The 26044-nt window shown below is 45.0% G+C and carries 25 protein-coding genes; 11 read left to right on the top strand and 14 right to left on the bottom strand.

The genetic code is table 11. The annotated features are described in order from the left end of the window. Window positions 1-75: 75 nt before the first annotated feature. The 5 genes from AB4583_RS09815 to AB4583_RS09835 form a co-directional block, all read right to left on the bottom strand. The gene (locus AB4583_RS09815) at window positions 76-810 is read right to left on the bottom strand and encodes a GntR family transcriptional regulator (RefSeq protein WP_108185319.1); all 735 of its coding nucleotides are present in this window, start codon (window positions 808-810) and stop codon (window positions 76-78) included. Window positions 811-1003: 193 nt separating this feature from the next. Next, a complete protein-coding gene (locus AB4583_RS09820; RefSeq protein WP_372117180.1) occupies window positions 1004-1690 on the bottom strand; it encodes a DNA-3-methyladenine glycosylase I in 687 nt (228 codons plus the stop codon). 83 nt (window positions 1691-1773) lie between these two features. Beyond that, on the bottom strand, window positions 1774-2289 hold the full coding sequence (locus AB4583_RS09825; RefSeq protein ID WP_102320853.1) for an N-acetyltransferase: 516 nt from the start codon (window positions 2287-2289) through the stop codon (window positions 1774-1776). Between the two features lie 42 nt (window positions 2290-2331). Further along, a complete protein-coding gene (locus tag AB4583_RS09830) occupies window positions 2332-2958 on the bottom strand; it encodes an HD domain-containing protein (RefSeq protein WP_017069080.1) in 627 nt (208 codons plus the stop codon). 196 nt (window positions 2959-3154) lie between these two features. After that, complete coding sequence (locus AB4583_RS09835; protein ID WP_010432777.1) at window positions 3155-3814, bottom strand: HAD family phosphatase; 660 nt, start codon at window positions 3812-3814, stop codon at window positions 3155-3157. Window positions 3815-4225: 411 nt separating this feature from the next. Here AB4583_RS09835 and AB4583_RS09840 point away from each other — a divergent pair, with 411 nt between their 5' ends. Both AB4583_RS09840 and galM read left to right on the top strand, forming a co-directional pair. After that, window positions 4226-5554 carry an anaerobic C4-dicarboxylate transporter gene (locus AB4583_RS09840; protein ID WP_010432780.1) on the top strand — a complete coding sequence of 443 codons (1329 nt, stop codon included), beginning with the start codon at window positions 4226-4228 and terminating at the stop codon, window positions 5552-5554. A gap of 192 nt (window positions 5555-5746) precedes the next feature. Further along, window positions 5747-6811, top strand: a complete 1065-nt coding sequence (gene galM / locus AB4583_RS09845; RefSeq protein ID WP_017069082.1) for a galactose-1-epimerase — start codon at window positions 5747-5749, stop codon at window positions 6809-6811. 18 nt (window positions 6812-6829) lie between these two features. Here galM and AB4583_RS09850 read toward each other — a convergent pair whose 3' ends face one another. Then, window positions 6830-7855: a LacI family DNA-binding transcriptional regulator gene (locus AB4583_RS09850; RefSeq protein WP_017064985.1), complete on the bottom strand. Its 1026-nt coding sequence runs from the start codon at window positions 7853-7855 to the stop codon at window positions 6830-6832. 212 nt (window positions 7856-8067) lie between these two features. Here AB4583_RS09850 and AB4583_RS09855 point away from each other — a divergent pair, with 212 nt between their 5' ends. Then, window positions 8068-9138 (top strand): cellulase family glycosylhydrolase, encoded by a 1071-nt coding sequence (locus AB4583_RS09855; RefSeq protein WP_017064984.1) that lies wholly within the window; start codon window positions 8068-8070, stop codon window positions 9136-9138. Window positions 9139-9208: 70 nt separating this feature from the next. Next, a complete protein-coding gene (locus tag AB4583_RS09860; protein WP_017069083.1) occupies window positions 9209-10597 on the top strand; it encodes an MFS transporter in 1389 nt (462 codons plus the stop codon). Between the two features lie 101 nt (window positions 10598-10698). Here AB4583_RS09860 and AB4583_RS09865 read toward each other — a convergent pair whose 3' ends face one another. The 5 genes from AB4583_RS09865 to AB4583_RS09885 all read right to left on the bottom strand — a co-directional run bounded on the left by AB4583_RS09865 (window position 10699) and on the right by AB4583_RS09885 (window position 13355). Further along, complete coding sequence (locus tag AB4583_RS09865) at window positions 10699-11022, bottom strand: DUF4144 domain-containing protein (RefSeq protein ID WP_372117182.1); 324 nt, start codon at window positions 11020-11022, stop codon at window positions 10699-10701. 31 nt (window positions 11023-11053) lie between these two features. Beyond that, window positions 11054-11320, bottom strand: a complete 267-nt coding sequence (locus AB4583_RS09870) for a Txe/YoeB family addiction module toxin (RefSeq protein ID WP_372117183.1) — start codon at window positions 11318-11320, stop codon at window positions 11054-11056. Next, on the bottom strand, window positions 11310-11567 hold the full coding sequence (locus AB4583_RS09875) for a type II toxin-antitoxin system Phd/YefM family antitoxin (RefSeq protein WP_017069755.1): 258 nt from the start codon (window positions 11565-11567) through the stop codon (window positions 11310-11312). The genes AB4583_RS09870 and AB4583_RS09875 overlap by 11 nt, the downstream gene beginning before the upstream one ends. A gap of 186 nt (window positions 11568-11753) precedes the next feature. Continuing rightward, window positions 11754-12545 carry a CLCA_X family protein gene (locus AB4583_RS09880; RefSeq protein ID WP_372117185.1) on the bottom strand — a complete coding sequence of 264 codons (792 nt, stop codon included), beginning with the start codon at window positions 12543-12545 and terminating at the stop codon, window positions 11754-11756. Window positions 12546-12665: 120 nt separating this feature from the next. Further along, window positions 12666-13355 (bottom strand): flavin reductase family protein, encoded by a 690-nt coding sequence (locus tag AB4583_RS09885; RefSeq protein ID WP_017061618.1) that lies wholly within the window; start codon window positions 13353-13355, stop codon window positions 12666-12668. 233 nt (window positions 13356-13588) lie between these two features. Here AB4583_RS09885 and AB4583_RS09890 point away from each other — a divergent pair, with 233 nt between their 5' ends. From AB4583_RS09890 to AB4583_RS09900, 3 genes are all read left to right on the top strand, one after another. Continuing rightward, window positions 13589-14920, top strand: coding sequence for a ferric reductase-like transmembrane domain-containing protein (locus AB4583_RS09890; protein WP_372117187.1), 1332 nt, complete (start codon window positions 13589-13591; stop codon window positions 14918-14920). 139 nt (window positions 14921-15059) lie between these two features. Next, window positions 15060-15467 (top strand): hypothetical protein, encoded by a 408-nt coding sequence (locus tag AB4583_RS09895; RefSeq protein ID WP_017054885.1) that lies wholly within the window; start codon window positions 15060-15062, stop codon window positions 15465-15467. Window positions 15468-15937: 470 nt separating this feature from the next. Next, on the top strand, window positions 15938-17311 hold the full coding sequence (locus tag AB4583_RS09900; protein WP_102320859.1) for a carbohydrate porin: 1374 nt from the start codon (window positions 15938-15940) through the stop codon (window positions 17309-17311). A gap of 134 nt (window positions 17312-17445) precedes the next feature. On the opposite strand, the gene AB4583_RS09905 is transcribed toward AB4583_RS09900, so the two are convergent. Beyond that, window positions 17446-18432 carry a LacI family DNA-binding transcriptional regulator gene (locus AB4583_RS09905; protein WP_137002180.1) on the bottom strand — a complete coding sequence of 329 codons (987 nt, stop codon included), beginning with the start codon at window positions 18430-18432 and terminating at the stop codon, window positions 17446-17448. A gap of 234 nt (window positions 18433-18666) precedes the next feature. On the opposite strand from AB4583_RS09905, the gene AB4583_RS09910 reads away from it, so the two are divergent. The 3 genes from AB4583_RS09910 (at window position 18667) to AB4583_RS09920 (ending at window position 22703) form a co-directional block, all read left to right on the top strand. Continuing rightward, window positions 18667-20106 (top strand): sucrose-specific PTS transporter subunit IIBC, encoded by a 1440-nt coding sequence (locus tag AB4583_RS09910; protein ID WP_017064972.1) that lies wholly within the window; start codon window positions 18667-18669, stop codon window positions 20104-20106. A gap of 195 nt (window positions 20107-20301) precedes the next feature. Continuing rightward, window positions 20302-21261, top strand: a complete 960-nt coding sequence (locus AB4583_RS09915) for an aminoimidazole riboside kinase (protein WP_372117190.1) — start codon at window positions 20302-20304, stop codon at window positions 21259-21261. After that, window positions 21258-22703, top strand: a complete 1446-nt coding sequence (locus tag AB4583_RS09920) for a sucrose-6-phosphate hydrolase (RefSeq protein ID WP_102320860.1) — start codon at window positions 21258-21260, stop codon at window positions 22701-22703. The genes AB4583_RS09915 and AB4583_RS09920 overlap by 4 nt, the downstream gene beginning before the upstream one ends. A 145-nt stretch (window positions 22704-22848) precedes the next feature. Here AB4583_RS09920 and AB4583_RS09925 read toward each other — a convergent pair whose 3' ends face one another. Both AB4583_RS09925 and AB4583_RS09930 read right to left on the bottom strand, forming a co-directional pair. Beyond that, the gene (locus tag AB4583_RS09925; protein ID WP_372117192.1) at window positions 22849-24291 is read right to left on the bottom strand and encodes an N-acylglucosamine 2-epimerase; all 1443 of its coding nucleotides are present in this window, start codon (window positions 24289-24291) and stop codon (window positions 22849-22851) included. Between the two features lie 143 nt (window positions 24292-24434). Next, complete coding sequence (locus AB4583_RS09930) at window positions 24435-25082, bottom strand: glutathione S-transferase family protein (protein WP_372117194.1); 648 nt, start codon at window positions 25080-25082, stop codon at window positions 24435-24437. A gap of 98 nt (window positions 25083-25180) precedes the next feature. On the opposite strand from AB4583_RS09930, the gene AB4583_RS09935 reads away from it, so the two are divergent. Beyond that, window positions 25181-26032, top strand: a complete 852-nt coding sequence (locus AB4583_RS09935; protein WP_372117196.1) for a LysR family transcriptional regulator — start codon at window positions 25181-25183, stop codon at window positions 26030-26032. Window positions 26033-26044: the final 12 nt, after the last annotated feature.

Raw genomic sequence — 26044 nt, forward strand, 5'->3', positions numbered from 1 at the left:
TTCTCCAATTTTGTTAACGAAAAGCTGTTAACAAAAAGTTGTTAACAGATGGTTATCAATCGTTTGTTGAATCGTCTATGACTTACTCTTAAGCAGATCTGAGAACACGACATGCAGATCACTAGAAGCTGTGCTGCTGTCTAGGTTGAGCTTCGAACGAATATGGCTTAGGTGTTCTTGCATCAACTCTACGGCTTGTTGTTCATTGCCTGACTCTATCGCATCCAGTAAGCCTGAGTGTTCGTCTAGAGAACAGTTCGAGTGGTTGCCCGTTTCGTACTGAGCGATCAGCAGTGAAGTTTGCGATACCAAGCTGCGTTGGAAAGCCAGCAGTGGCGCGTTCTCTGCCATTTCAGCCAATTTGATGTGGAACTCACCAGATAAACGTAAGCCAGAACCATAGTCACCTTGGTCAAAGGCGCAGTTCTCTTTCGCGACCAGTTTTCTACACTCGTCGATTTGGGCTTTGGTTGCGTTTTTCACCGCTAGCTCAGTGATAGCAATTTCCATCACTTCACGTGCTTTAAATATCTGCTTGGCTTCGTCTACTGTTGGGGCTGCAATCACAGCACCTCGGTTAGGACGGATCACCACAACTTGTTCTAAGGAGAGGCGCAGCAAGGCACGGCGGATAATAGTACGGCTAACGCCAAAGATTTCTGCTAGTGCTTCTTCGCTTAATTTGGTGGCTGGTGGCAGCCTTTGTTCTAGTATCGCGTCGAAGATATGGCAGTAAACAACATCGTCTTGAGTCTGGCCTGTTACTTTCGTTTTTACACCTTTGGAGACAGAGTTTTTGAGAGCTGTCATAGAGATAAGGGCCCTTGTTTAGTCGAGTTGGGTTGGTCGAGAATAATTCATGAGTGTTACTCTATATTGTATACATTTATCTATACAATGCCACCGGATGAAAGTGCGATGCACGCTTATTTGTTAATGACTTATAACATTTAGTTTGCAGTGAACTGCGTGCGTTCTAAAGCTTTAAGTCATTCTTATTGAACTAGACGCGATTATCGCCACAGCTGTAGGCGACGATCTGGCTTATTTCGCTCAGGGTACGACCTGATTGCTGCCGCCACTCGTTGAAAGCCTTACTTGCCGCGACTTGTGCTCGCTTGGTGTTACGACCGCTATCAACCACGTCTGTGCTGCGTAGGTGTGCTTCAACATCTGATGACAAGATGAAGGTATCTTTACCCATTTGGCGCAGAGTGTAGGCACCAGTGTTACCGCCTAATCGCTTGCCGTGTTTCTTCAGATAATCCCAAAGTTCAGTGATACGTTCTGATGGCCAGTCGGCAACCATTTGTGAGAAGGAATCCGCCTCACGCTTAGCATTGTGGATCATGGTGGCATTGGCAGGGATGGTCATCACCTTAGTGAGGTGGCGAATAATGCGCGGGTCTTGCGCTTTTTGTTCCCACATTTCATTCGGCAGCATCAGCATTTTTTCGATATTGAATTCAAAGAACACTTCTTCAAATTGCGGCCATTTCTTCCTCACTACATTCCATGAAATACCACACTGGAATACTTTTTCAGTAAAGGCGGCTAGCCAACGATCGTCGGTGATTTGTGATAGCTCGGCTTGTGAAAGGGGCGCACGAATAATTTTTTCGAGTTCGGCCGCTCCGCCTTTGCGGTGAGCTGCACGTTGGTAAATAGTATCGAATTTTTCTTGGGTCATGAAGGTTCCAAATTACATCTGTGTATCTTGAGTATGTAGCCAATGCTTAATGATATGGGGTCAAATCTAGTAATTAAAACGAACTAGCTAAGCTTTAATTCCATTTGATATAGAGGCCAGGTTTTGCCATTGAATTCTTTGAACTTGGGTTCTTTGTCGACCACTTGAAAGCCAGCTTTGTCGTAGCAACGTTTTGCTCCGATATTCTGTTGAAAGACCGCCAAGCTGATGGTGGTGACATCAGGGATTTGTTTCGCAGCGTCTAATGCACTTTCTATCATGGATTGCCCAAACCCTTTGCCTCGTTGGTTTGGGTGAATGGCCACTCGGCAGAATCGAAGTTCACTGTCTGACATACGTTGAAACTCCATAAACCCGATCAGTTCTGAGTTATTGCCGTTCGAATTCAGTTCAGAGAGAGCACTAGACTCAGAGAAGGTATATAGCTCAACTTGAGGCTCTTGAGAGCGTTCGATGATGGAGGCGGCTTCTAACGGCCAACCAAAGGTTCGTCCGCCCCACAGTACATAGTCTTCGAGTGATGTGAACCAAGTGACGATCTCATTGGCATCGGAGGCTTTAAAGCGGTTTATTTCCATATCCTTGTCTCTTCCTTATCGCGTGTCTCTTTTTCTAAACCGCTAAACTTCCGTGCCCAACTGCTCAAGAAAGCCACGCATGTAATCGGTGCGCTTGTTGGCTTCTAACTTGGCTGATTCTGTATTCATGGTTTCTGCTAGCTTAAACAGCTTCACGTAGAAGTGGTCGACGCTGTAATGCTTGTCATCTAAGTCACGATGTTCAGCGAACGGGTCTTCGTGGTTATACAGCTCAGCATTAAAGCTCTGACCCACATACAAGCAGCGAGCGATGCCAATTGCTCCGAGCGAATCAAGGCGATCGGCATCTTGGACTATCTGAGCTTCTAAGGTTTCAGGTGTGATGTTGGCGCTGTAGCTGTGCGTGACAATGGCATGATGGATCTCATCAAGATAGGACGCGGGATAGTCGATAGATTTGAGGAAAGAGATCGCCTTGTCTGCTGCCATTTGCGAGCTTTTGGCTCTGTCTGGATGGTTCTTAGGAAAGGTGAAACAATCATGAAGGTAAGCGGCGGGTAAAACGACTTCAAGCTTAGCCTGTTCTTGAGCACACAAAGCCTTAGCGGTTTTGACTACGCGCTTAATGTGGCTAATGTCGTGTGCTGCATCTTGTGTCATTTCTCGTTGTGCAAAATCAAGCAGTTGGTCTTCAAACTTTTCCTTCACGCGTCTCTTTCTCCCTATGTAGACGTTAGCAATCTTGTTGATCACCTAGCATTTATTTCACATCGACTTTAACAGTTTCAAGCGCGAGTTTTTATCTTTTATAAAAGGAATACCAACAAAAAAACCGACTCTGTGAGTCGGCTTAATAGAGGGGCTTGTCTACGTTGATAAAAGCATTATCAACGGCAGTCAGAGCTTAAGCTGCAGCTTGTTGAAGCTGCGCTAACACATGATGCAGTGACGGGCTGATCGTGTGACCAAGCGCTTTAACTTCTTCGCAAGGCTCAACCAAATCTGGAATTTGGAAGCTGATCATGTTCGCTGCCATTGATGCACGAATACCGTTGTTTGAGTCTTCAAACGCTAGGCAGGTTTCAGGTGCAACACCTAAGCGTTCTGCCGCGAGTAAGTAGATCTCTGGGTGAGGCTTGCCGTGAGTCACTTCGCAGCCTGTGCTTAATGAGGTGAAGTACGAATCTAGGCCAGCCAGCTCAAGCTTCTTCTTTGCGATATCAAGCTGAGTGGAGGTCGCCACCGCGATTGGAATGTCATTCGATTTTAGCCATTCAAGCAGCTCAATCACGCCATCTTTTACTGGGATTGCTTGGTTTTTAACAATTGCACTGTAGCGGGTGCGCCATTCATTATTCAGCGCTGGGTAATCTAGCCCTTCACCGTAACCGTTTCGAAAAATCTGTTCGATGGTTTTTGCATTACAACCAATGATGCCTAGGTAGACATCTTGCAAAAACGGAACACCTTGCGCGTGACATGCTTCTTCAAAAACCTGCATACAAAGTCGCTCGGTGTCGAGCAGCAGTCCATCCATATCAAAAATAGCAGCTTGAAAATTCATATACGTGGTTCTTTCTGTGTTGTCGTCGTGAGGGCGGGTATTTTGACATAGTGTCTAGTGATAGGCGAGTCAACGTTCAGTAAGAATATATCCAATCGGCTCGGCAATATGCTTCTGAATGACTTTAAATGTGATTGATTGTGGTTGGAATAATATCGTTCAGTTATGAGCCTGATATTTTATAGGCCATCCAGATCTAACAGAAACAATTATGATTATTCCACATAACAAATCTAGCTTGTGCGTCTGGCTTCTTATTACATTTCATAAACTTACAGGTCGGTTTACGTGACCATAATCTTATAAAAAACAATTACCGGGAGCCTGCAATCATAGTGTGACCAAGCAATAAGTAAATGGCTGAGCTTAGGGAGAAAATAACATTAGTCCACATTTTTAGCAGGGTTGCTTATGTTGTATTTTGAGTTTCTATTTTTATTAGTCGTCCTTTATATCGGATCTCGGTATGGCGGTATTGGCTTAGGTGTTGTTTCGGGTATTGGTTTGGTTATCGAGGTGTTTGTCTTCAAGATGCCACCAACCTCTCCACCTGTCACCGTAATGCTGATCATCCTCGCCGTTGTTACTTGTGCTTCGATTCTCGAAGCGGCAGGTGGCTTGAAATACATGCTGCAAGTGGCGGAAAGGGTGCTAAGAAAGAACCCAAAACGCGTTACCCTGATAGCTCCGTTCGTGACTTACTCGATGACTTTCCTATTGGGTACTGGCCACGCGGTTTACTCTATCATGCCGATCATTGGCGATGTCGCACTGAAGAACGGGATTCGTCCTGAGCGTCCAATGGCAGCTGCGTCTGTCGCGTCTCAACTAGCTATTACCGCATCACCAATTTCAGCCGCTGTGGTGTACTACCTCGCGCAGCTTTCTGATATTCAACACTCTATTACACTGCTTTCCATTTTGATGGTGACGGTTCCTGCAACGCTGTTTGGTACGTTTTTGCTTTCTTTGTACAGCCTGAAACGCGGCAAAGAACTGAACGACGATCCTGAATACCAAGCTCGTCTAAAAGATCCTGAGTGGAAAAAGCGTATCGAAAGCACTACTGCGACGTCTTTGGATGAAGTACTGCCAACTTCGGCTCGTAATGCGGTATTGATTTTCCTATTGTCGATTGTCGTGATTGTTATCGTGGCGATGGTGCCTGAGATCAGAACCATCGTAGACGGCGACAAGCCAATCAAGATGTCGGTGATCATCCAAATGATGATGCTCTGTTTCGGCGGTATCATCTTGCTGGCAACTAAAACTGACCCACGTGATGTGCCAAACGGCGTGGTATTCAAATCGGGTATGGTGGCAGCGATTGCTATCTTTGGTATCGCATGGATGTCGGATACTTACTTCCAATACGCAATGCCTCAGTTCAAGTCTGGCATCGTAGAAATGGTAACTAACTACCCATGGACGTTTGCACTAGCGCTATTCATTGTATCGGTTGTGGTGAACTCGCAAGCCGCTACTGCACGTATGATGCTGCCTGTTGGTCTTGGCTTAGGACTAGACCCAGCCCTGCTTATCGGCTTGATGCCAGCGGTTTACGGCTACTTCTTCATCCCTAACTACCCATCAGATATCGCAACGGTGAACTTCGATGTGTCTGGCACTACCAAGATTGGTAAGTGGTACTTCAACCACTCATTCATGTCGGTTGGTTTGATCGGTGTAGTAGGCGCATGTTGCTTAGGCTACGCACTGGCACAGATTTTTATCGCTTAATTGTCGCTTAATCGACTAGCGAGATAAGAAACGAGAAACAGCGCCTATTGAGGCGCTGTTTTTGTTTCTGACGCTTGAAAAGGTATGTGAATTAAGTAAAAGGCAATTTAGATCAAAATATTAGCTAATATTATTAGTTGCAAGTGGGGTAGTGGTGATATAACGCTATTTTTGTGAGACGAAGAGGCACTAATGATTACTAACTTTGAGCAATTAGAGCAAGATATGGCATCCACTCCATCGTTTGATGGTCAGTTAGCTAAACTGGTCCACCTCAAGAACAGCAATGGAATGAGTGTATCCTTCATGGATATTGGAGCTACTTGGCTGAGTTGTTCTATGCCAGTGAATGAAGTAGCTCGAGAGGTGTTACTTCGCTCACCCAATATGGCTGAACATATGGAGCAGAGCTCTTATTTTGGTGCGATTGTTGGACGTTTTGCAAACCGTATCGCTAAAGGCCAATTCGAACTTGAAGGGAAGCGCTACCAACTCGGGGTTAATAATGGTGAAAACTCATTACATGGTGGAGTAGAGGGCTTTGATAAAAAGCGTTGGAGCATTGTTGAACAAAGTGCACAAAAGGTAGTGTTTACTCTTCATATCAAAGATGGTGATCAAGGGTATCCGGGTAATCTTGGTGTCAAAGTTACCTATTCTCTAACGGATGACAACCAAGTATCTATTTCTTATGAAGCCAATACTGATAAGACTTGCCCCGTTAACTTAACCAATCATGCTTACTTTAATTTGGCTGGTGAGGCTTCTGGTTCGAAAAGCTTGGATCATGTATTGCAGTTGAGTTCAGGCCATTATTTACCAACAGATCAAGGCTTAATACCAACGGGAGAAATAAAGGCGGTTGAGGATACGAGTTTTGATTTTTCAAACGCAAAGCTCATTGGGCGGGATTTTCTGACTGAGTCGGACCAGAAAATGGCTGGTGGTTATGATCATGCTTTTGTGCTTCAGCCTGAAGTGACCGATGGAGAGTCGGTTGCAGCGGTTCTGGTTGCACCTGCCAAAGAAGTCGTGATGAAGGTAAAAACGACGAAGCCTGCTATTCAGTTTTATTCGGGTAACTTTCTAGCAGGGACGCCTGGTAAGAGTAAAAATTATGAGTTGTACGATGGTCTTTGCTTAGAAACCCAATATTTTCCAGATGGTCCTAATAAGCCAGAATGGGGACCTAACCGCGGGCTCCTGAAGTCTGGAGAGCTTTATCAACATCAGACGGTTTATCAGTTTAAGTTTTAGGCCCTAACTATTGGTGGGCTATGTGCCCACCTTATCCGATGGTGTTGAGGATGTACGAATAATCAATTCTCCTTCCACTTTTCGTCTACTGGATAACAAAGGCTGAGCCTCAATTTGCGCCATTAAGGACTCAATCGCTAGCTTGCCCATATCTGAGTAAGGTAATTCAACGGATGTTAACGCAGGAAAACTTTCCGATGCGATTTGTTGGTTATCGTAGCCAACGATCGCGACATCTTGAGGGATCTTAAGCCCTAGTTCAGCCAGTGCTTGATAGCACCCCATCGCCATGTAATCACTGCCACAAAAGATAGCTTCTGGTGGTTGAGCTAACTTAAACAAAGCTAATGTCTGCTGATGTGCTTCTTTTAATGACCAGTTGGCCTCTGCTAAGTAATTGCTGTTCGGGACAATATCGGCATCAATTAGTGCCTGACGGTAGCCTTCACTGCGTTGTTGGCTCGCAAGCATCCAGTTTTCGCCTGTGAGCATAGCAATACGACAATAGCCTTGTTGGATAAGGTGAGAGACCGCTTTGTAAGCACCGATCATATCGGCAGGTAAAATGCTTGGTGCATCGCTATTGCTTTCGTTTGTGCAGTTTAGGAGCACGGTTGGCAGAGGCGTATTGACCCGTTGTTGTTCAAGTTCACGAGTCATGCTCGATGCGTACACCAAGCCTGCATAATCTCCGCTGTTGATTTCCACTTCAATTTTGCTCGCTAGCACTTCATCGTGGCTGTAATTGAAGATCACTAAAATAAAGTCGTTCGCCCAAGCCTCTTCACGCGCTGAGTTTATAGCATCAATAAAAGGGTCATAACTCGATAACCCGTTGACAACCAGTGCTATTTTATTAGGTCGACCCAGCGCATGAGCGACTTTCTTATTTTTGTAGCCAAGTGATTCGGCGGTATCGAGCACTTTACTTTTTGTGGTGTCTGCAATTTTTACAGACGTTGAACCATTAAGTACCAGTGATACCGTTGATTGAGACACACCTGCCGCTGCAGCAATGTCACTCATAGTGATTTTTTTAGCCATCGTAAATTTCAACTCAACTTAGTTAGCTAAAGATATTAGCTAATTATCAGCTTTCGATCACCTGTTAAAGATGGGGATCACAAAAAGTAGTCCGAGCAGTCTGATAGTTGTGATTGCTCACTCGTTTTTAATCTTAGATAGTAGCGATAAAAATGCAGCTCATTATATTAGCTAATATTATTAGTTAATAATTTAGTTTCAAGGTGAGTAAGATGAAAAGATGGTCTGAAGACAAAGCGTGGCAATGGCAACAACAACATGGATGGTTACGTGGATTTAATTACTTACCAAGGACGGCTGTAAACTGGAACGAAATGTGGCAAGCAGACTCATTTTCACCAGAAATAATGGAACAAGAGTTGGCTTGGGCGAGAGAGGTTGGCTACAACACGCTGCGTACCAATTTGCCTTTCATTGTGTGGCAAGTCGACCGCCAAGGACTGCATGAGCGCATTGATCATTTCTTAGATATTTGTGAACGAAACCAGATTAAGGTAATGATGACCCCAATGGATGATTGTGGATTCTCCGGTGACCATCCGTATCTAGGTCAACAAAAAGCCCCCGTCCCTGACCTGCATAATAGCCAAGCTGCGGCCAGCCCAGGTCGTAATGTTGTTATGGATAAGTCACAGTGGGGTGACGTTGAAACTTACATCCGTGACATTATCTCGACTTATAAAAACGACCCGCGTATTGCGATTTGGGATCTGTACAACGAGCCTACCAACCGTATGATTTTTACCACCAATGGTGAGCTAGCTTACGATGAAGAAATGGAGACGTTCAGCCACGAGTTGATGGAAAAAGCGTTTGAGTGGGCGCGCGATGTGAACCCGACTCAGCCCCTAACGGTGGGTGCATGGCATTGCCCTAGTATTCTCGACCGTAGTTTGCCTATTTTTGAGCATCCAACCGATCGCCGAGCGATGGAGCTATCGGACATTATCACTTTCCATGCTTATCTTCCGTTGGATTTGTTCCATGAAGCGCTGAAAGTTGTGCAAGCGCACAATCGCCCGATGATGTGTACCGAGTGGTTAGCACGTCATGCACAATCTTCCTTACATGAACAGCTGCCAATTTTTAAAGATAAGAATATTGGCTGCTATCAATGGGGATTAGTGAAAGGTAAAACACAAACGCACCTTCCTTGGCCTGAAATTAAACGCAATGACGTTAACTATGCCAGTCAGTGGTTCCACGATCTGCTTGATGAGCAAGGACAGCCATATGATGCAAGCGAAGTACAGTTGATTCAAACACTCGCAGAGGTGGAATAACTGTCATTTAGCCGGCCTAGAGAAAAAGGTCGGCTTCTAAACTAGAATTAAATCAATCGAGACGTGAACAATGACTACTATAAAAAATAGACTGAACAATAGAGAGCTGATTTCTTATTTCGGTTATGGCGTGGGCCAATGCTTTAGTTTTGGCTTGGTTGGCTCGTTCATCTTGTACTTCTACACCGATATTCTAGGTATTTCGCCGATTGCTGCGAGTACCATATTTCTTATTGCACGAGTGTGGGATGCTGTTAATGATCCGTTGATTGCTGGCTATATGGATACGTTAGAATCTCGCTTCGGTAAGTTCCGTCCCTACATGTTGTTTACTCCGTTTTTGATTGTATTGGTGACCATCGCTGCCTTCTATAATATCGATGCGGACATGTCGACTAAAGTGATGTATGCGGGTATCACTTATATTCTGTGGGGTACCCTTTACACCATCTCTGACGTGCCATTTTGGTCAATGTCGTCGGTGATGACTGATGAGCCTCAAGAGCGTGCCAAAGCAGCAACGTGTGCCATGTTAGGTGTTAATGCTGGTATTGGCGCAACGCTAGTTATTTTTCCTAAATTAAGCGCATTTTTTGCTGATGGTCGTGCTGATCAAGGTTACTTACCTGCTGTTATCGTATTGATGGTGGCAGGTCTGCTGTTTATGCTGAACGGTTTCTACAATACCAAAGAGCGTATTTCGACGGCGAGCTGTGAAAAAGTAACACTGAAAGATACTTTTCAAGCGGTACGTAAAAACAAGCCATTATTCTTCATCTTGGCTGCATTCTTTATGAATGTGTTCTTCAATCTAGTTAATGGTTTATACATTTTCTTTTTCACCTACAACATGGGCGATGCAGGTTTAGTTTCATTGATTGGTACTATCACTTTAGTCAGTGCTATCGCGTGTTTAGCGACGCCAATCCTAACTAAACGTTTCAAGAAGAGAGATATCTTTATTGCGCTATGTGTGTTGGAAATTATCGCACGTGTTGGTTTTTATCTAACAGGTTATGACAACACAACGGTGGTGATGATGTGGCTGGCAGTAGTAACGGGGCTCTTTATGATGACTAACCCGCTTATTTCAGCGATGATTGCAGATACCGTTGAATACTCTTACTACCATAGTGGTAAGCGTACAGCAGCGATAACTTTCTCTGGCCAAACATTTACAGGTAAATTATCCGTTGCGGTAGCAGGTGGTTTAACAGGTCTGATCCTGACAACTATTGGTTATGTTCCAAATGCGGACCAAACAGAAACAGCATTGAATGGCATGTTCTTTTGTATTGCTTTACTGCCGGCTTTAGGGGCTTTGGTACGTATATTTATTATGTCTCGTTATACCTTTACTGAAGACCAGCATGCAATTTTACGCGAAAAACTTGAGCGTGGTGAGTTTGCTGAAGGGGTTGTTGATAAGTCAGGAATTACGCACAAAGCGACGTCTTAGTTGTTGAGGTTATTACCACTCATTGCATCCTAGAAAACAGCGCCTAAATTGGCGCTGTTTTTGTTTTAACAGGTTTCGTTTATTAGCTTTTAAATGAACTATTAACGTGGCTCAAAAGCCAAAGACTGAATCGCTTCTTCAATCGTCAGGAAGTGGATCTTCATCAGGCACACTTCGGCTTTCTGGAACTCATGATTTCGTATCAGCTTAGTCACGCTTTCTACTGAATACTGCTCAGTTCGTTTCGCTAGCGACAGTTGATTTGAGTTCGATTGCAGCGAGTAGCTGTCGCCTTCAGAATCGATGAGGTAATCATCTTCGCCCAAGATCATGTCTGAGCATTCTGCCTGAAAATCGTTCTCGGATGCGACGTAAATAAGCTCATCATCACCGTCGAGTTTTACCAAAGATGGCCAACTGATCATTACTGCCCTTTCTATGTGCTGCTTACTGCTTTTAATAGTGGTGACGACAAGCAATTATATAAAAGTTATCGTCATCTGCTTTATACACGAATCGATTCTTGTCATCGATTCGTCTTGACCAAAAGCTAGACAGGTTGCCGACTAGTGGCTCCGGCTTTCCAATCCCTTCAAAGGGCGTTCTTTTGGCGGCTTCAATCAACTTATTTAGTTTCTTGAGCGTTTTCTTGTCTTGGGTTTGCCAGTATAGGTAATCTTCCCAAGCATTATCTGTAAATACAATCTTTCGATCATTCGTCATTATTCAATTCTCGAACGGTTGTATTTCCGGTTTCGAGTTGAGCAATGGATTCAGCCAATCTTTCAGCGTTTTTAGGCGAGCTCATTAGGTACAAGGTTTCTTGCATTGAATTAAAATGATCAAGAGACATTACCACGGCATCTTCTGAATCTCGTCTGGTTATTACCGTAACATCAGAATCGTCTACTACTCTATCGAGCACAGACTTAAGGCTATTTCTGGCCTCAGTAAAAGAAACAATATTCATCACTTATTTACCCTGTTGTTTTTGGATATGTTTAATCTTTCTATATACACAGAATAGTTAATCATTCATGAATTAACTATTCTACATGTTCCGCTTGTTGTACATGTTATATCAGAGCTTACACATGATCAACTTATGGTACATGTCATTCATTGTAAATATGCAGAGAGTTACTGACTCAAAATGCTATTTACTCAAAGATCGGCCTAATGGTGCGAAGTAACCTTGCAGGGCTTGGTATATCTGTTCTCGGTGCGCCATATCAGGATACACGGGGTACATATCAGGCTTGGTTGTGCCATCGACTAGATAAGCGTTCTTGATCTCTGAACAGGATTCAATCACCGACTCAAAAGCTCGCGCCATCATCTCTGTGGGCAAGGAGAAGTAACGAGCAGACATCGCTTTGTCGGCAATAACGCTGCGCGCCACGTAATCGTGTTTATCTAAGTTGTTGTCGCTGAGCAATGTGGCGTCAAACAGAGACATCAAACTTTCGTTTAATGGATGAGGTCTTACTTTTCTATCGTGTAACCAACAATCACTGGCGAACAAAATGTGTTTTCGAGGGCCTGAGGTATCACCAATTTCAAACGCCTTTTCAGCAATGTAGTGGTCAAACGCATGCCAGAACTCATGCGCTAACGCACCTGCCCCTGCGTTTTTAGCGAGGGCTAATTCTCTTTGGTTTGGCGCGTAGTGTGCTTGTACACCCTTTCTGCCACCACTGCCGAACGCTAAGCCTAATGTGCCACGCAAGCCAATTGCTTCTGGTGGCAAAGCCAAGATGTAAGCCAAATCTGCTAGCGAATCGAATATCAGATTCGCAGCGAGCTCTTTCTCTTCTTTTGTTACCCAAGCGCCCACACGAATGCTGCCCATACCGAAGGTCTGTTTGATGTCCATGAAAGACACCTGATCGCCATGTCGGTAGTCTGGGCCTTCGCGCGTTTTGTATTTAAAGTGAGTTAACTTCAAAAGGGTCCTTGGAAACAGACGTAAGAATGAATAGTGTGCTCAGTGAGATGCGCCTGTGTGAGATGCATCTCTTGGAATTAAAGGACGTTAGCACTTTTGATAGCAAATTGCCGAACAAAATTAGTTTAGATTGAGTTCGAAAGCTTCCCATGAAGTTGGGTTACCTTCACGAGTGAGTGGAAAGAGTGGCTGTTGTGGTTTTGCATAGCTTAATCGGTGCAGTCTTTGAGTTACGTGGTAGCTATCAAGCCCTGATACCGTGACCAAATCCAACGCTTCTAAATCAAGGTAGCCATCCGGCATCACGGCGCGTTTGGGTGCGTGAATCGTTATAACTTCACCGATCAACATTTGCGTTTGATTGCTTTCGATTGTTATCTGTTCTTTGAACGCTAACCCTATCTTTAAACTGCTCTCCAAGACGAAGGGAGCGGGGAATGTGTCGTCATAATAGGCCGTTAAGCCGACCGCGTTGAATTCTGAGACTGGTTTAGGGTAGCGAGCCGAGGTTTGATGGGCCTTTTTAACAAAGTCAGCACCAATGCTGTTAACGGTGAAGTACTTAGTTTCTAGGATGTTTTCTAGCGTATGACGTCGGCTTTTATCTGGGCGAACAATAAAACCAAGCAGCGCGGGATCAGACCCTAGGTGAATGACAGAGCTCACTATCGCAAGGTTTTCAAGCCCCTGTTTATCACAAGTACCAATTAGGTTGGCGCTTTTAAATCCAGATAGGGAGTTAACCAAACGAATGCGGTGGCGCGGGTCCATTGTTTGGATATCTTGTTTAGAAAGGGTCATGTCCTTCATATCTTCTCTTCTTCTAATTTATTGTTATCTTCGAGCATGCTCACTAACGGACTTATATGTACGAAGAATCCGCTTTTATCGATCAAAGAGCGCTTATTGGCCGTGGGCAGTTTGTCTCTTTTATCTCTGCTACAGCACAATGAACGAGATCCTTTGCATAGATTTACGTACGTTGACGTCCCTTTACATCACAGGAGCTAAAGTAATGATGTCGTCTTTATGAGTGTTAACAAATGAAAACAGTCCGCAATATCATTTGGGCAATGATTGCCACAATGTCAGCCTTTTGGTTTGCGATGGAACCGCAATTATTCACTTCAAGCGATGTCTTTGAATGGCGCTCAGCCATGATTCAGTACTCAGGTATTTTGTCTCTGGTGTTAATGTCCATCACAATGATCTTGGCGATGCGTTTGCCTATGGTTGAGAATTGGCTGAAAGGTATGGATAAAGCATATCGAGTCCATAAATGGCTCGGTATCGGTGGTGTTGCACTGGGTGTGACACACTGGTTGTGGTACCAAATACCTAAGTCATTGGTGGTGTCAGGTGTGTTAGATAAGCCTGTTCGACACGATGGTTCAGGGCCGCAAGCTGTTTTGACTGGATGGGAGTTATGGGTCAATGAATTACGCGGTATTGCTCAGAGTATTGGCGAGTGGGGCTTCTACTTGTTGCTCATTTTACTGGTGGCGTCACTATGGGCGGCAGTGAAGTACAAACCGTTTAAATTGTCGCACCGTCTGATGTCGGTTGCGTACCTGTTTATCGCTTTCCACTCAGTAATCCTGCTTAAACGAGCGTATTGGGGAGAACCTATTTATTATCTAACTGTGGCATTTGCTTTGGCTGGGTCTATCGCAGCGATTTACAGTTTGTTGGGCTTGGTTGGGCGTCGTAATCGTCACTCAGCGACGATTATCTCGACTCGCTATTTTCCACAAGCTGAAGTGATGGAGCTGGTGTTAAAACCGGAGGCATCTTGGCAAGGTCACAAAGCTGGGCAGTTTGCGTACTTGCGTTTCGGTAATGAAGACCCGCATCCGTTTACCATTGTTTCTGGCAGTGATGATCCAGAGCTGCGCTTTTTGATCAAAGAGCTGGGTGATTTTACTAATGGCCTATATGAACGAGTGAAAGCGGGCGATGCGGTTACGGTTGAAGGACCCTATGGTCGACTTTATTTTGACCTAAGCAAGCCACAAATTTGGATTGCTGGTGGTGTCGGGATAGCGTCGTTTTTTGCAACACTTGAAGCGCTCAAAACAGAACGAGATCATCCTCGTATTCAACTGTTTTATTGTACTCGCGGTGTTGATAAGCAATTAATCGATGAGTTGTGGCACCTAGCACACGCGGTTGGTGTGAAGTTGACCGTGATAGATACCTTGCACTCACCGCGGCTAAACGCCGGAAGAATTGTCAATCAATGTGGCGACCTCAACGAGTACGAGATGTATTTCTGCGGGCCGGAGTTGTTCTCTACATCACTGAAAAAAGAATTAGACACCTATCAATTTGATATTGAAAAGCACTACCACGAAGAGCTGTTTGTGATGCGTTAAAGCCAACTATTGGAGCTGTGATTGTTAAATTAGTCAATCGGCACAGTGTAAAAAGGCGTAAAGTCACTCAATTTGTTATTGCAGCGGTTTGCTATTGAGCGATACCATATAGGGCTGTTTCTTTGGTAAAGATGTAATTATGTCAGATGAAAAACTCGCACTCGAATGGATGCGCCAACAAGCTCATAAAGTTGACCCATACGTTATCGATCCATCGTTTGATGAATGCGTTGAGTTGCTTGATCCTGCCTTCAAGAAAGGCAAGAGTGTTGCTCAACTCAAGTATCTGTTATCAGAAGCAGATCGCCGAGCGGGCGCGGCAGAACGTAAGCATGCGGCTTTAAAATACGCCAAAGAGAAAAGCCCAAATGCTGGTCAAATCTTGCGACTGCAAAGCAAGCTTCAACAAGTTCAGTTGGCTCTCAAGCTTGCCACTGGCGATAACAATATGACCATATCTCAGTTCTGTGCGGAGTACGATGTCTCTAAGCGTGACGGCAATACGGCATGGAATGAAAAGTTGGTGGAGCAGGGTAAGAGAAAGTAGTCTTTTAAACGCTTTATTCTTCTATAAACTGTCACGTTAGTTAATGTCATACACTTTTCAAAAAACGACCTATTGTTATCAATGAACGCCTTTCTAAAGCCTGAAAAATCGCTTCTCAGGCTTTAATTTTTATAGCCAACCTGTTGCATTTTTTAGCGCCTTTCCTAATTCTCGTACTGGATTTTCTCTCTATTTTTCTGAGATATCTAATGTGCGTGATACACTATTTTTCGCCCATTAATCAATTTCACTTGTGACAAAGTTATCAGAATTATGCATTTTCGGTAACGTTCCCGAAATTATCGATCTATCATCCACTCAGATACAAAAGTGAAGTAATCAACACGACTGATTTCTATTTCTTCTTCGATATAGAGCTTATACATCAAAAGTATAAGCCGAAATGTGCTTACGAATTGTTTTGGGAACGTTTGCAAACAATCCAAAACAATTAACGTGAGAACATCAGAATGAAACGACACATTTTAGCGGTTGCTGTAACAATGGGGCTAATGACTACATCGGTATTAGCAAGTGAAGACGTTGCAGCATTAGAGCAACGTATTAATGAATTAGAACAAAGGGTTGCACAAACAGAGCAGGTCTCTACCGAGGCCAATGAAAAGGCTTCTTCGTTTGAGTTTCACGGCTATGCTCGCTCTGGGTTATTGATCAACGACGACCTAAACGGCGCGACAGGTACTGGTCCTTACATGACAGCGGCGGGTGCCATTGGAGCTCCAATTGGACGTCTTGGTGTTGAAGATGATCATTACGTTGAAGCGAACTTGATTCATAAGCGATTTGCAGACGATGGCTCTAGTGCTTTGTTTCGCATCATGTTGGCCGACAGTACTGAGACAAATAACGAGTGGACTGCCAGCGAAAGCCAGTTGAATGTGCGACAAGTGTATTCAGAACTGAACCGTCTGAGCATGTTCTCTGAATCTGAAGCGTTTTCTGAAGCAACGTTTTGGGCGGGTAAACGATTCGATCGCGACAACTTTGATATTCACTTTTTCGATTCGGATATTGTCTTCTTATCAGGTACTGGTGCGGGCGTTTATGACGTTCAGATGAGCGACAACTGGAAAGCGAATTTCTCTATTTATGGCCGAGATTTTGGTGAGATTGATAGCTCGTCAACAGATGTAGAAAACTACATTGCAACCATGAATAACCGTATTGGCCAATGGCAAGTGATGTTGAGCGGTATGACATCAGCAGACAACGATAGCCGCCTAAATGGCGCAGCTGAAAGCGGTGTACACGCAATGTTTGCGTACCATGGAGACAACTTCTTTGGTCTGAGCGAAGGCTTCTCTAAAACGGGTATGTTAGTGGGTAGTGGCCTAGGTGCAGAGCTAAAAGGCATCGGTTCAAATGGTGATCTACTGGATGACGCGAAAGCCGTTCGCCTGTTTAGCTACGGTGTCACTCGCATTGGCGACAACTGGCGCTTAGCACCTGCATTAATGGCAGAGCATAGCCAAGACCGTTTGAAGAAGAATGACGAGTTCACATGGGCTTCTTTAAACGTTCGATTAGCTCAAGAGTTCACAGAGAACTTTGAGATGGTTTACGAAGGTTCATTGCAATACATGGATTTAGACAACTCGACAGAGCAAGCGAGCGGCGGTTTCTACAAAGCGACAGTTGCACCAACACTGAAGCTTTCAACTAGCACTGGTTTCTTTGATAGGCCTGAACTGCGTTTCGCTGTGAGCTATGTGGATTGGAGTGAAGACCTGAATGGTTACTCGATTAGCACTGAAGCAGATGCTGCAACGATGGGAGAGGGCGGCGAGGTTCTGTTTGCACTGCAGATGGAAACTTGGTTCTAATTGCTTGATATATCGTTTAGATAGAGAGTGTTACTCATGATGTGATAGTCGCATCACCAAATGCCAACCTTATCGTTTCAACTCGAAGGTTGGCATTTTTTATCTTGGGATAACCTGATCTCTGAAATAAATCGCTAGCAAGACTCTCGGTCAATAGTGGTGAAGGTCAACACCATCTTGCTCATTTCAAAGCCTTTTTTCTCAATACGGTCGAGTAGCAGCTTGGCTCCATTTTCTCCCGCTTTATCAAACGCATAGTTAAACGTAGACAGCGTTGGTGTGCATACTGAAGCAAGTTCATCATCACCCACGCCGAGTACCAAGACATCCTTTCCTGGAACGAGGCCCGCTTCTTGAATTGCTCTGATCGCACCGATTGCGATACGGTCAGTGGCGCAGAATAGGCCGTCGAGCTTGGTGTGCTCCTTGAGATACTGCTTCGCCAGTTGGTAACCTGATTCTATGGTGAAGTCGCCACGGGCGTGAAATTGCAGTGTGAGGTCGTTAAATTGAAGCGATTGAGCGAAGCCTTCCGATCTCATCTTATCAACCGCAATATCATCACCTTGCACACCGATGAATCCCATATGCTTACAAGCTTTCGCTATGAGGCGATTACCCGCTTCAAACCCTACGCGAGTGTCGTCGTGCACAATGCTTGGGATGTTAAACATTGACCCGTCTTGACCAACCAATACCACGGGTACGGCAGAGCTTTGAATCGCTTTGACTAATTGGTTGTCGAGGTGGGTCGCGTACAGGATGATACCTTCAACACGCCTCTGGTTAAATATCTGAATATATTCAAGTTCTTTATGGTGTGTTTGGTGTGTGCTCGCTAATAATACATGCTTGCCCGCTTGCTCTAAGACGGCGGTTAAACCATCGACACCCTGAGAGGTGGCATGGGAAGAAACCCTAGGAACAATCACGCCAACCAGGTTGGTTTTTTGGGACTTTAAGTCTTTAGCGACTTGGTTTGGGAGATAGCCACACTCTTCAACTGCTTTACGCACCTTCACCTTGGTCGCGTCTTTTACGCCATACTCATCATTGATTACTCTTGAAACCGTCGACTTGGAAACTCCAGCGAGACGAGCGACATCATGAAGACTAGCCATTATTCATTATCCAATTGTAATTTTAGTTTTGGGATTGTTTGCAAACAGAGCATCAAATTTACCTGTTATTAGGGGATTTTAACCCTGTCTTCTTATCCTAGGGAGATAATTTGAAGATCATTCTCACACTATTGAGCAGTTATCTTTGATCATTTGTTATTTCTAGGCAAAAATTTGTTTTGCAAACGTTCCCGAAAATTCAAAAGCTCAAATGATAATCCAATGGGGTATGTAATGAATTATCCAAAAATAGCAAAAGAGCTGCTTTCTCTATTAGGTGGTAAAAGTAATATCACCGCACTCGCACACTGCGCGACTCGTCTGCGTCTTGCGGTTGCAGACCAAGATAAAATTGATGAACAGGCGATTGATAACCTAGAAGGGGTTAAGGGCCAGTTTAAAGTGGCAGGTCAATATCAGATCATCTTTGGCTCAGGCATCGTAAACCAAGTTTATGCTGAGTTGGCTAAGCTGACTGAAATGACGGAAATGTCGACCAACGATGTGGCGTCTGCAGGTGCTGACAACCAAAATATCCTGCAACGCGCGGTGAAAGGCCTGTCTGATATTTTTGTACCAATCATTCCGGCGATTGTTGCTGGTGGTTTGTTGATGGGTATCTACAACCTATTGACGGCTCAAGGCTTATTCATTGATGGCAAATCTTTAATCGACGCTAATCCGGGTTTGACCGACTTAGCAAACATGATCAATACATTTGCTAATGCTCCTTTTGTGTACTTACCTATTTTATTAGCATTTTCAGCGAGTAAGAAGTTTGGTGGTAACCCATACCTTGGCGCGGCTTTAGGTATGTTGATGGTTCACCCAGACTTGCTTAACGGCTGGGGCTTCGGTGGCGCATCAGTGTCGGGCAGCATTCCGGTTTGGAACATTTTAGGTTTCGAAATCGAGAAAGTAGGCTATCAAGGTTCAGTACTACCCGTTCTTGTTTCTGCGTTTATTCTAGCGAAAGTTGAGCTTGGGCTGCGTAAAGTTATTCCTTCGGTTCTGGATAACTTGCTAACGCCGCTATTGGCGATTTTCATAACTGGTTTGTTAACATTCACGATTGTTGGTCCATTTACTCGTGATATCGGCTTCCTGCTTGGTGACGGCCTAAATTGGTTATACAACAGTGCTGGCTTCATTGGCGGTGCGGTGTTTGGTTTGATTTATGCGCCGTTTGTTATTACTGGTATGCACCATAGCTTTATTGCTATTGAAACTCAGCTGCTTGCGGATATCGCAACGACTGGCGGTACGTTCATCTTCCCTATCGCGGCGATGTCTAACGTGTCACAAGGTGCAGCGGCACTGGCGGTTGGTTTCATGAGTAAAGATAAGAAAATGAAAGGTATCGCGATTCCTTCTGGTGTGACTGGCTTGCTTGGTATTACTGAACCTGCAATGTTCGGTGTGAACTTGAAGCTTCGCTATCCATTCATTGCTGCGGTTTGTGCCGCTGCGATTTCAAGCGCGTTTATCACGATGTTCAATGTGAAAGCACAAGCACTGGGTGCGGCGGGTATTCCTGGCATCATCTCAATATCACCAGAAAAGATTGGCTACTACGTGGTAGGTATGATTATCGCGTTCGTGACTGCCTTTGCTCTGACCGTTGTTTTAGGTCTGCGCGAGCGTAGCAAGCAAAACATTAAAGCAACAGCTTAACGTTTCTCCCTAGAAGTGAAGCCCCCCTTTTCACTTCATTTCCTAAGCTTTGGGGTGCTAGCTAGGTGATTTGGCTTAGCTAGCCTTTTTATATTTTTACATGACAGCGTGAAGTGTCACCTTGCTTTTGGTTGCTACTGCTTTCGATTGCCATCGCTTTCGGTTGTCATGATTTTCAGTTTTAAGGTAAGAAAGATGAATCAAGTTTGGGTAACTGGAGACGCCGCCGTCGACCTCATTCCGGAGACTGACGCGACATTATTGAAATGTCCGGGCGGTGCGCCTGCTAATGTCGCGGTAGCGATTTCTCGCCTTTTAGGCAAAAGCGCATTTTTTGGCCGAGTGGGTAACGATCCGTTTGGCACTTTTATGGAAGTGACTCTGCAAAAGGAAGGTGTGAATACCGAGCGTTTGGTGAAGGACCCTGAACAACGCACGTCAACCGTGGTGGTCGATCTTGATGACCAAGGCGAGCGTAGCTTTACGTTTATGGTTAAGCCAAGTGCCGACCAGTTTATGTCTGTTGAAGACATTCCCGAATTTAAGAAAAACGAGTGGCTACACGTCTGCTCGATCTCTTTGGCTAATGAACCAAGCCGAAGCAGTACCTTCGAAGCGATCCGACGTATGAAAGCCGCGGGCGGTTACATCAGCTTCGATCCAAACCTTCGTGATGAAGTGTGGCAAAACCCATCTGAAATTAAGTCTGTGGTCATGAAAGCGGTTGAATTGGCTGATGTGGTTAAATTCTCAGAAGAAGAACTGGATTTCTTAACCGATTCAACTTCGATGGAACAAGGTTTGGCTAACATTGCAGATCTTAACAACACGCTTGTTCTGGTTACGCAGGGCGCGAAAGGCGTTTGGCGAGTATTTGAAAACCAAGGTGTGTTGATTTCAGGTCGCTCAGTGACGCCAGTGGATACCACGGGTGCAGGCGATGCTTTTGTTGGCGGTTTGCTTGCAAAGCTTTCTCAAGATGATGAGTGGAACAATCAACAAGTCGTCGATTCTGCAATTCAGTGGGCGAATGGGTGTGGTGCACTGGCGACCACGCAAAAAGGCGCAATGACCGCACTTCCAACGCAAGAAGCTCTTACTCAGTTTATTCAAAAAGACTCTTCAAATATGAATGCCGTAGAGGAGAGTGTATGAGTTTGAACTCGAACTGGACAGTAGAGCAAAGATATCGCCGTATAGAAGATATTTCTCTAGAGAGTATTGATGCAATGGTAGAGCTTCGCAAACAAGACTCTGGCTATCCAAGCTACCATATTGCGCCTAAGTTTGGTCTGCTTAATGATCCGAATGGTCTGTGTTTCTTTAATGGTGAACACCACCTATTTTACCAATGGACGCCAGTTGGCCCCGTCCATGGTATGAAGTACTGGTACCACCTTTCTACCAAAGACTTCGTTCATTTCGAAGACCACGGCATTGGCTTGCACCCAGACCAAGATTACGACTCTCACGGTGTTTACTCTGGTGGTGCATTGGTTGAAAACGACAATGCATTGTTGTTTTTTACAGGTAACAAGCGCGACGGAAATTGGTTGCGAGTGCCAACTCAATGTTTTGCCAAGATGACTGCTGACGGCAAAATAGAAAAGCACGGCGTGGTTATCGAAAACGATCACTACACCGAACATTTCCGCGACCCAAAAGTGTGGAAACAGGGCGGCGATTATCTGATGGTTGTGGGTGCTCAAACGCCTCAAAATACTGGCTCTATGGCGCTATATTGCAGCCGAGACCTGATGAATTGGCAGCACAAAGGTCCAATTCAAACTCGTTACAACAACCTTGGCTATATGTGGGAATGCCCAGATTTCTTTGAAATAGAGAATCAGTCGGTGATGCTGTTTTCTCCACAAGGTGTGTCTAGCGAAAATCCATACGATTTCAAAAATATCTACTCGGTGGCTTATATCGTCGGTGACCGCCTAAATCTCGATTCGGTAGAACTGGAAAACCACCAAGATATTGCGCAGCCAGATTATGGCTTCGATTTCTATGCACCACAGACTTATTTAGATGATACAGGCCGCCGTATTCTGATTGCTTGGATTGGTCTGCCTGAGATTGATACACCATCTAATGAGTATCAGTGGGCGGGCATGTTGTCGTTACCACGCGAACTTCAAATCCAAGATGGCTATCTTGTTCAGTCTGCTTTACCTGAATTGAAAGCGCTACAGGGTGAAGCTGTGGTGGTTGAAAATGCTCTTGAATTGGATACAACCAGCTTCATGGTTGAGCTCGAAACGGATACTGACGAGTTTGAGTTTACACTTACTAACGTTGCGGGTGATAACATCGTATTCAGTGCTACAGAAAAGGAGTTCATGCTTGATCGCAGTAAGATGTCTCAGCTCTACGCGGAAGAGTTTGGCTCAGTGAGAAAAGCACCGAGGTTGAGCACCAAGCAAATCATCGAGGTTTATGTTGATAAGTCAGTGATCGAAATCTTTATCAATGGCGGTAAGCACACAATGACCAGCCGTTTCTTCATTGATGACTTGAGTTCATTGTCGATGACTGGTGACGTGAACACCGTTTATCACTCGATGAACCCAATTAAAGGGTTGGACAACTAACCTCCGCTTATCTCCATCAAGAAAGCCGCTGATCATCAACAGCGGCTTTTGTTTGGTCTGCGACATCACTATTGTGCTAACTCTTTGACCTTGTCCATTCCCCGTAGCCCTGAATCTCAAGTCCATTTAGAACAAACAACCAACGCTAAGGTCGAATGTTATTGAAACTGACCTTCTGCGTTCCGTCATCTTTATTCAATAGCTCCACCACATCGCCTTGATAGTAATACGGTTCCATTGGCATCTCGCTGTTGGTCGGCCTTGCGTAATGCAATATTGCTGGCTTCGCGTCAACTTGCTGAGCGAACAAATAGCCAATCAGCGCATGTTCAAACTGGTGATAACCGTTGCCCCAATGGAAAGCTTTGGTGCGTTTTGGGTCAAGCCCGACACCACCGTATTTATGGTCGACCCATACATCATGAAAGGTCGGTAGGGTGTATTGCAGGACGTCTTTCATTGAACCATCGACAAGCGAAACCGTCATGGCTGCTTGATCAAGCTCCGCCCACTCCCATGATGAAGCCCACTCACTGTGCGGTCTGCTTTGCCAGCCCGTGATATCTTGCCCTTGCCACATTTTCTGAAGTCGCTCACCAAAGTAGTTAGATACATTGGCAAAGTCTTTCTGATATTGCGCCTGATCCAGAGTGTGTTTCATACCGTCTAAACCAAACTCCGACCATTCAGAGTTATTCAATGTTTGGCCTGTAAGGTAAGTCATCCAATACGCTTTGATGGTGTGTCCAAAATCATTGTGATTAGCATTCGGCATCATCGCTGCTTTATCGTGAATTGCACCGTAGAAGCGTTGTTCATCTTCAGAATGGTATTGGTCAATCATGGCTTGCGTGAGCCAGTTTAAGTCATCAAGCCATTTTGATTTGATGGGCTCTTTGAGCAGAGGAGCGACTAACAACAGGTAGCCGTTTATTTGATCAAGTTGCGCAACCAGTTCACGTCGTTTTGCACTGCCATCTTCACCGTCGGCGAGTACCCAAGCAAGACCGCTGTTGTCGCTAAGTCGATATTTATCAAAGATAAAAGCTTGTTGGGCGATGAGTGCTTCTTCTACCTTTTTGTCTTGGGTCAGGTAGTAGTACATGGCAAGGCCAACTAATGCATACGCTTGATCTTGAGAAGTACGCTGCTGCCAATTCTGGCCTACTTTTCCCTCTTTTGTGTAGCCGATAAAGCCGCCGTTTTGCTTATCTTCTAGCTGATCAATGATGTAGTAGGCTCCTTGCTTGGCAAGCGCTAAAGCCTGCTTATCGCCACTAAGGTGGTAGAGCACGCCATAGGCATAAGTTTGACGTGACTTCATCCGCGTAAACTCTTTGCCAAAGTGTGGCGTGATCCAGCCTTTGTTTAGTTCATGGCACACATCAGAAACATCGAGCAAGGTACCGTCATCACAGCGGAAAGTAGGGAAGTTTCCTACCGGTTCTCCTTGAGCGCTAGGCATTAACCAATAAGGTGCAAGCCCTTCAGTCGCATGGTTGAGCCACTCTTCTCCAGAAGGAAGATGGGCGTTGGCAGATACGGCGAAGCTAGTAATACTGAGTAATGCGATCGTTGCTCGTAACATGATGTTTATCTTAACTATTTGAATTTCTTTGAATATAAACAATCACATCTGCACATTGTGATTAGGCGATCACAATCGACCAAATTAATAAGGTTTAGATAAAAGCTCACAGACTAGTGAGCTTTGGAAGGGTGTCTTGTATTTTATACTGGCTTGCCCGCCTCATCTTCTTCAACCACATCGGTTTCTAAGCTTGCCTCTGCCAGCCATTTTTGTATCGATGGACTGTTAAGCACGCGTTGTTGATACTGTGATGCCTTCTCTGAAAGTTTGATGCCATAGGTTTCTACACGTAATGCAACGGGTGCAAACATCGCATCGGCAATCGACCATTCACCGTACAACCATCCCTCTGGGTATTGCTCCATTTGCGCTGACCAAATTGCATCGATACGAGCGATGTCTTTCAGTGCGCCATCACTCAACGTGAGCTTTCTTTTGGCTCGGCAGTTCATTGGTAACTCATTTCTGACGGCAAAGAACCCGGAGTGCATCTCGGCGGAAATTGCTCGGGCATGGGCGCGTTCTTTCACTGAACTGGGCCACGCTGCGCCATTCAAGTGGGCGTCGTTAACGTATTCGAGAATTGCCAATGAATCCCACACCGCAACGTCGCCGTCAACTAAGGTTGGAACCTTAGCCGTTGGCGTCACTTTCGCCAGAGTGTCGTAAAAATCAGAGGTGAATAGCTTGAGCTTGATGACTTCTGCATTGAGGTTGTAGTTATCGAATATCAGCCATGCACGCAGTGACCAAGTTGAGTAGTTCTGGTTTCCAATATAAAGCTGCATCGTTGCTTCCTTGCGTTTAGTGGGTATGCATTTGAGCTTAGGGGATTGTATTGCGGCGCACTAACGGATAATTTTGATGCAATACATTAATAAAAACGATGGGTGGTGATTTCAATATGGATATTGATGCTTTGCGAGGTTTTCTCGCGTTTGTGGAAACCAGTAGTTTCACACGTGCAGCGAAACAGATAAATCGCACCCAATCGGCATTCAGTGCTCAGATGCGTAAGTTGGAAGAAGAACTCAACGTCACTCTTTTCCAAAAAGAAGGGCGTAACTTAATACTCACTGAAGCAGGCTTAGCGCTGCGTTCTCATGCCGAACAGTTGGTCGCGCTCCACAATACAGCCCTCAAGCAAGTAAAGCGTTACGAAGACAAACAACCTCTGAGACTCGGCTGCCCTGAAGACTACAACGACACCATTCTGCCGAAAGTCATTCGCCTGTTACAGCAAGCAGAGCCTACGTGCTCAATCCAAATATTCAGCCTGCCGAGCATTACGCTCAGAGAGTGGTTGGATGATGGCCGTTTAGATGCGGCGATTGTCACTCGAGCGCCCGACAGCGAAGAGGGTTATTGGCTTACACATGATGTGGGTGTTTGGATAAGCAGCTCTGACTATGCGTTTGATAGCTCCAAGCCTGTTCCATTAGCCTTGTTTCAAACGGACTGTAAATATCACGCTGCAGCAGTGAATGGTTTAACTAAGCAAGGTACGCCTTATCAGTTATTGGCGTGTAGCAATACCGCTTCGGCGCAGCGAGCGATCGTTAAAGCCGGATTAGCCATTGGTGCAATGGGTAAGCTCAGCGTGACTTCAGACTTGAAAATTCTTGATGATATGCCGCCGTTGCCTTCGGTCGATATTGTGTTGATCTTAGCGAGCAAGCACCACCCAGTATTGGATAAAGAGGTGCTCAATCAACTTGTGGAGCTGGGTTCTGAGTAGCTTAGGTTCATC

Source organism: Vibrio sp. 10N.222.49.C12 (genome assembly GCF_041475025.1).
GTDB classification, from domain to species: domain Bacteria; phylum Pseudomonadota; class Gammaproteobacteria; order Enterobacterales; family Vibrionaceae; genus Vibrio; species Vibrio crassostreae_C.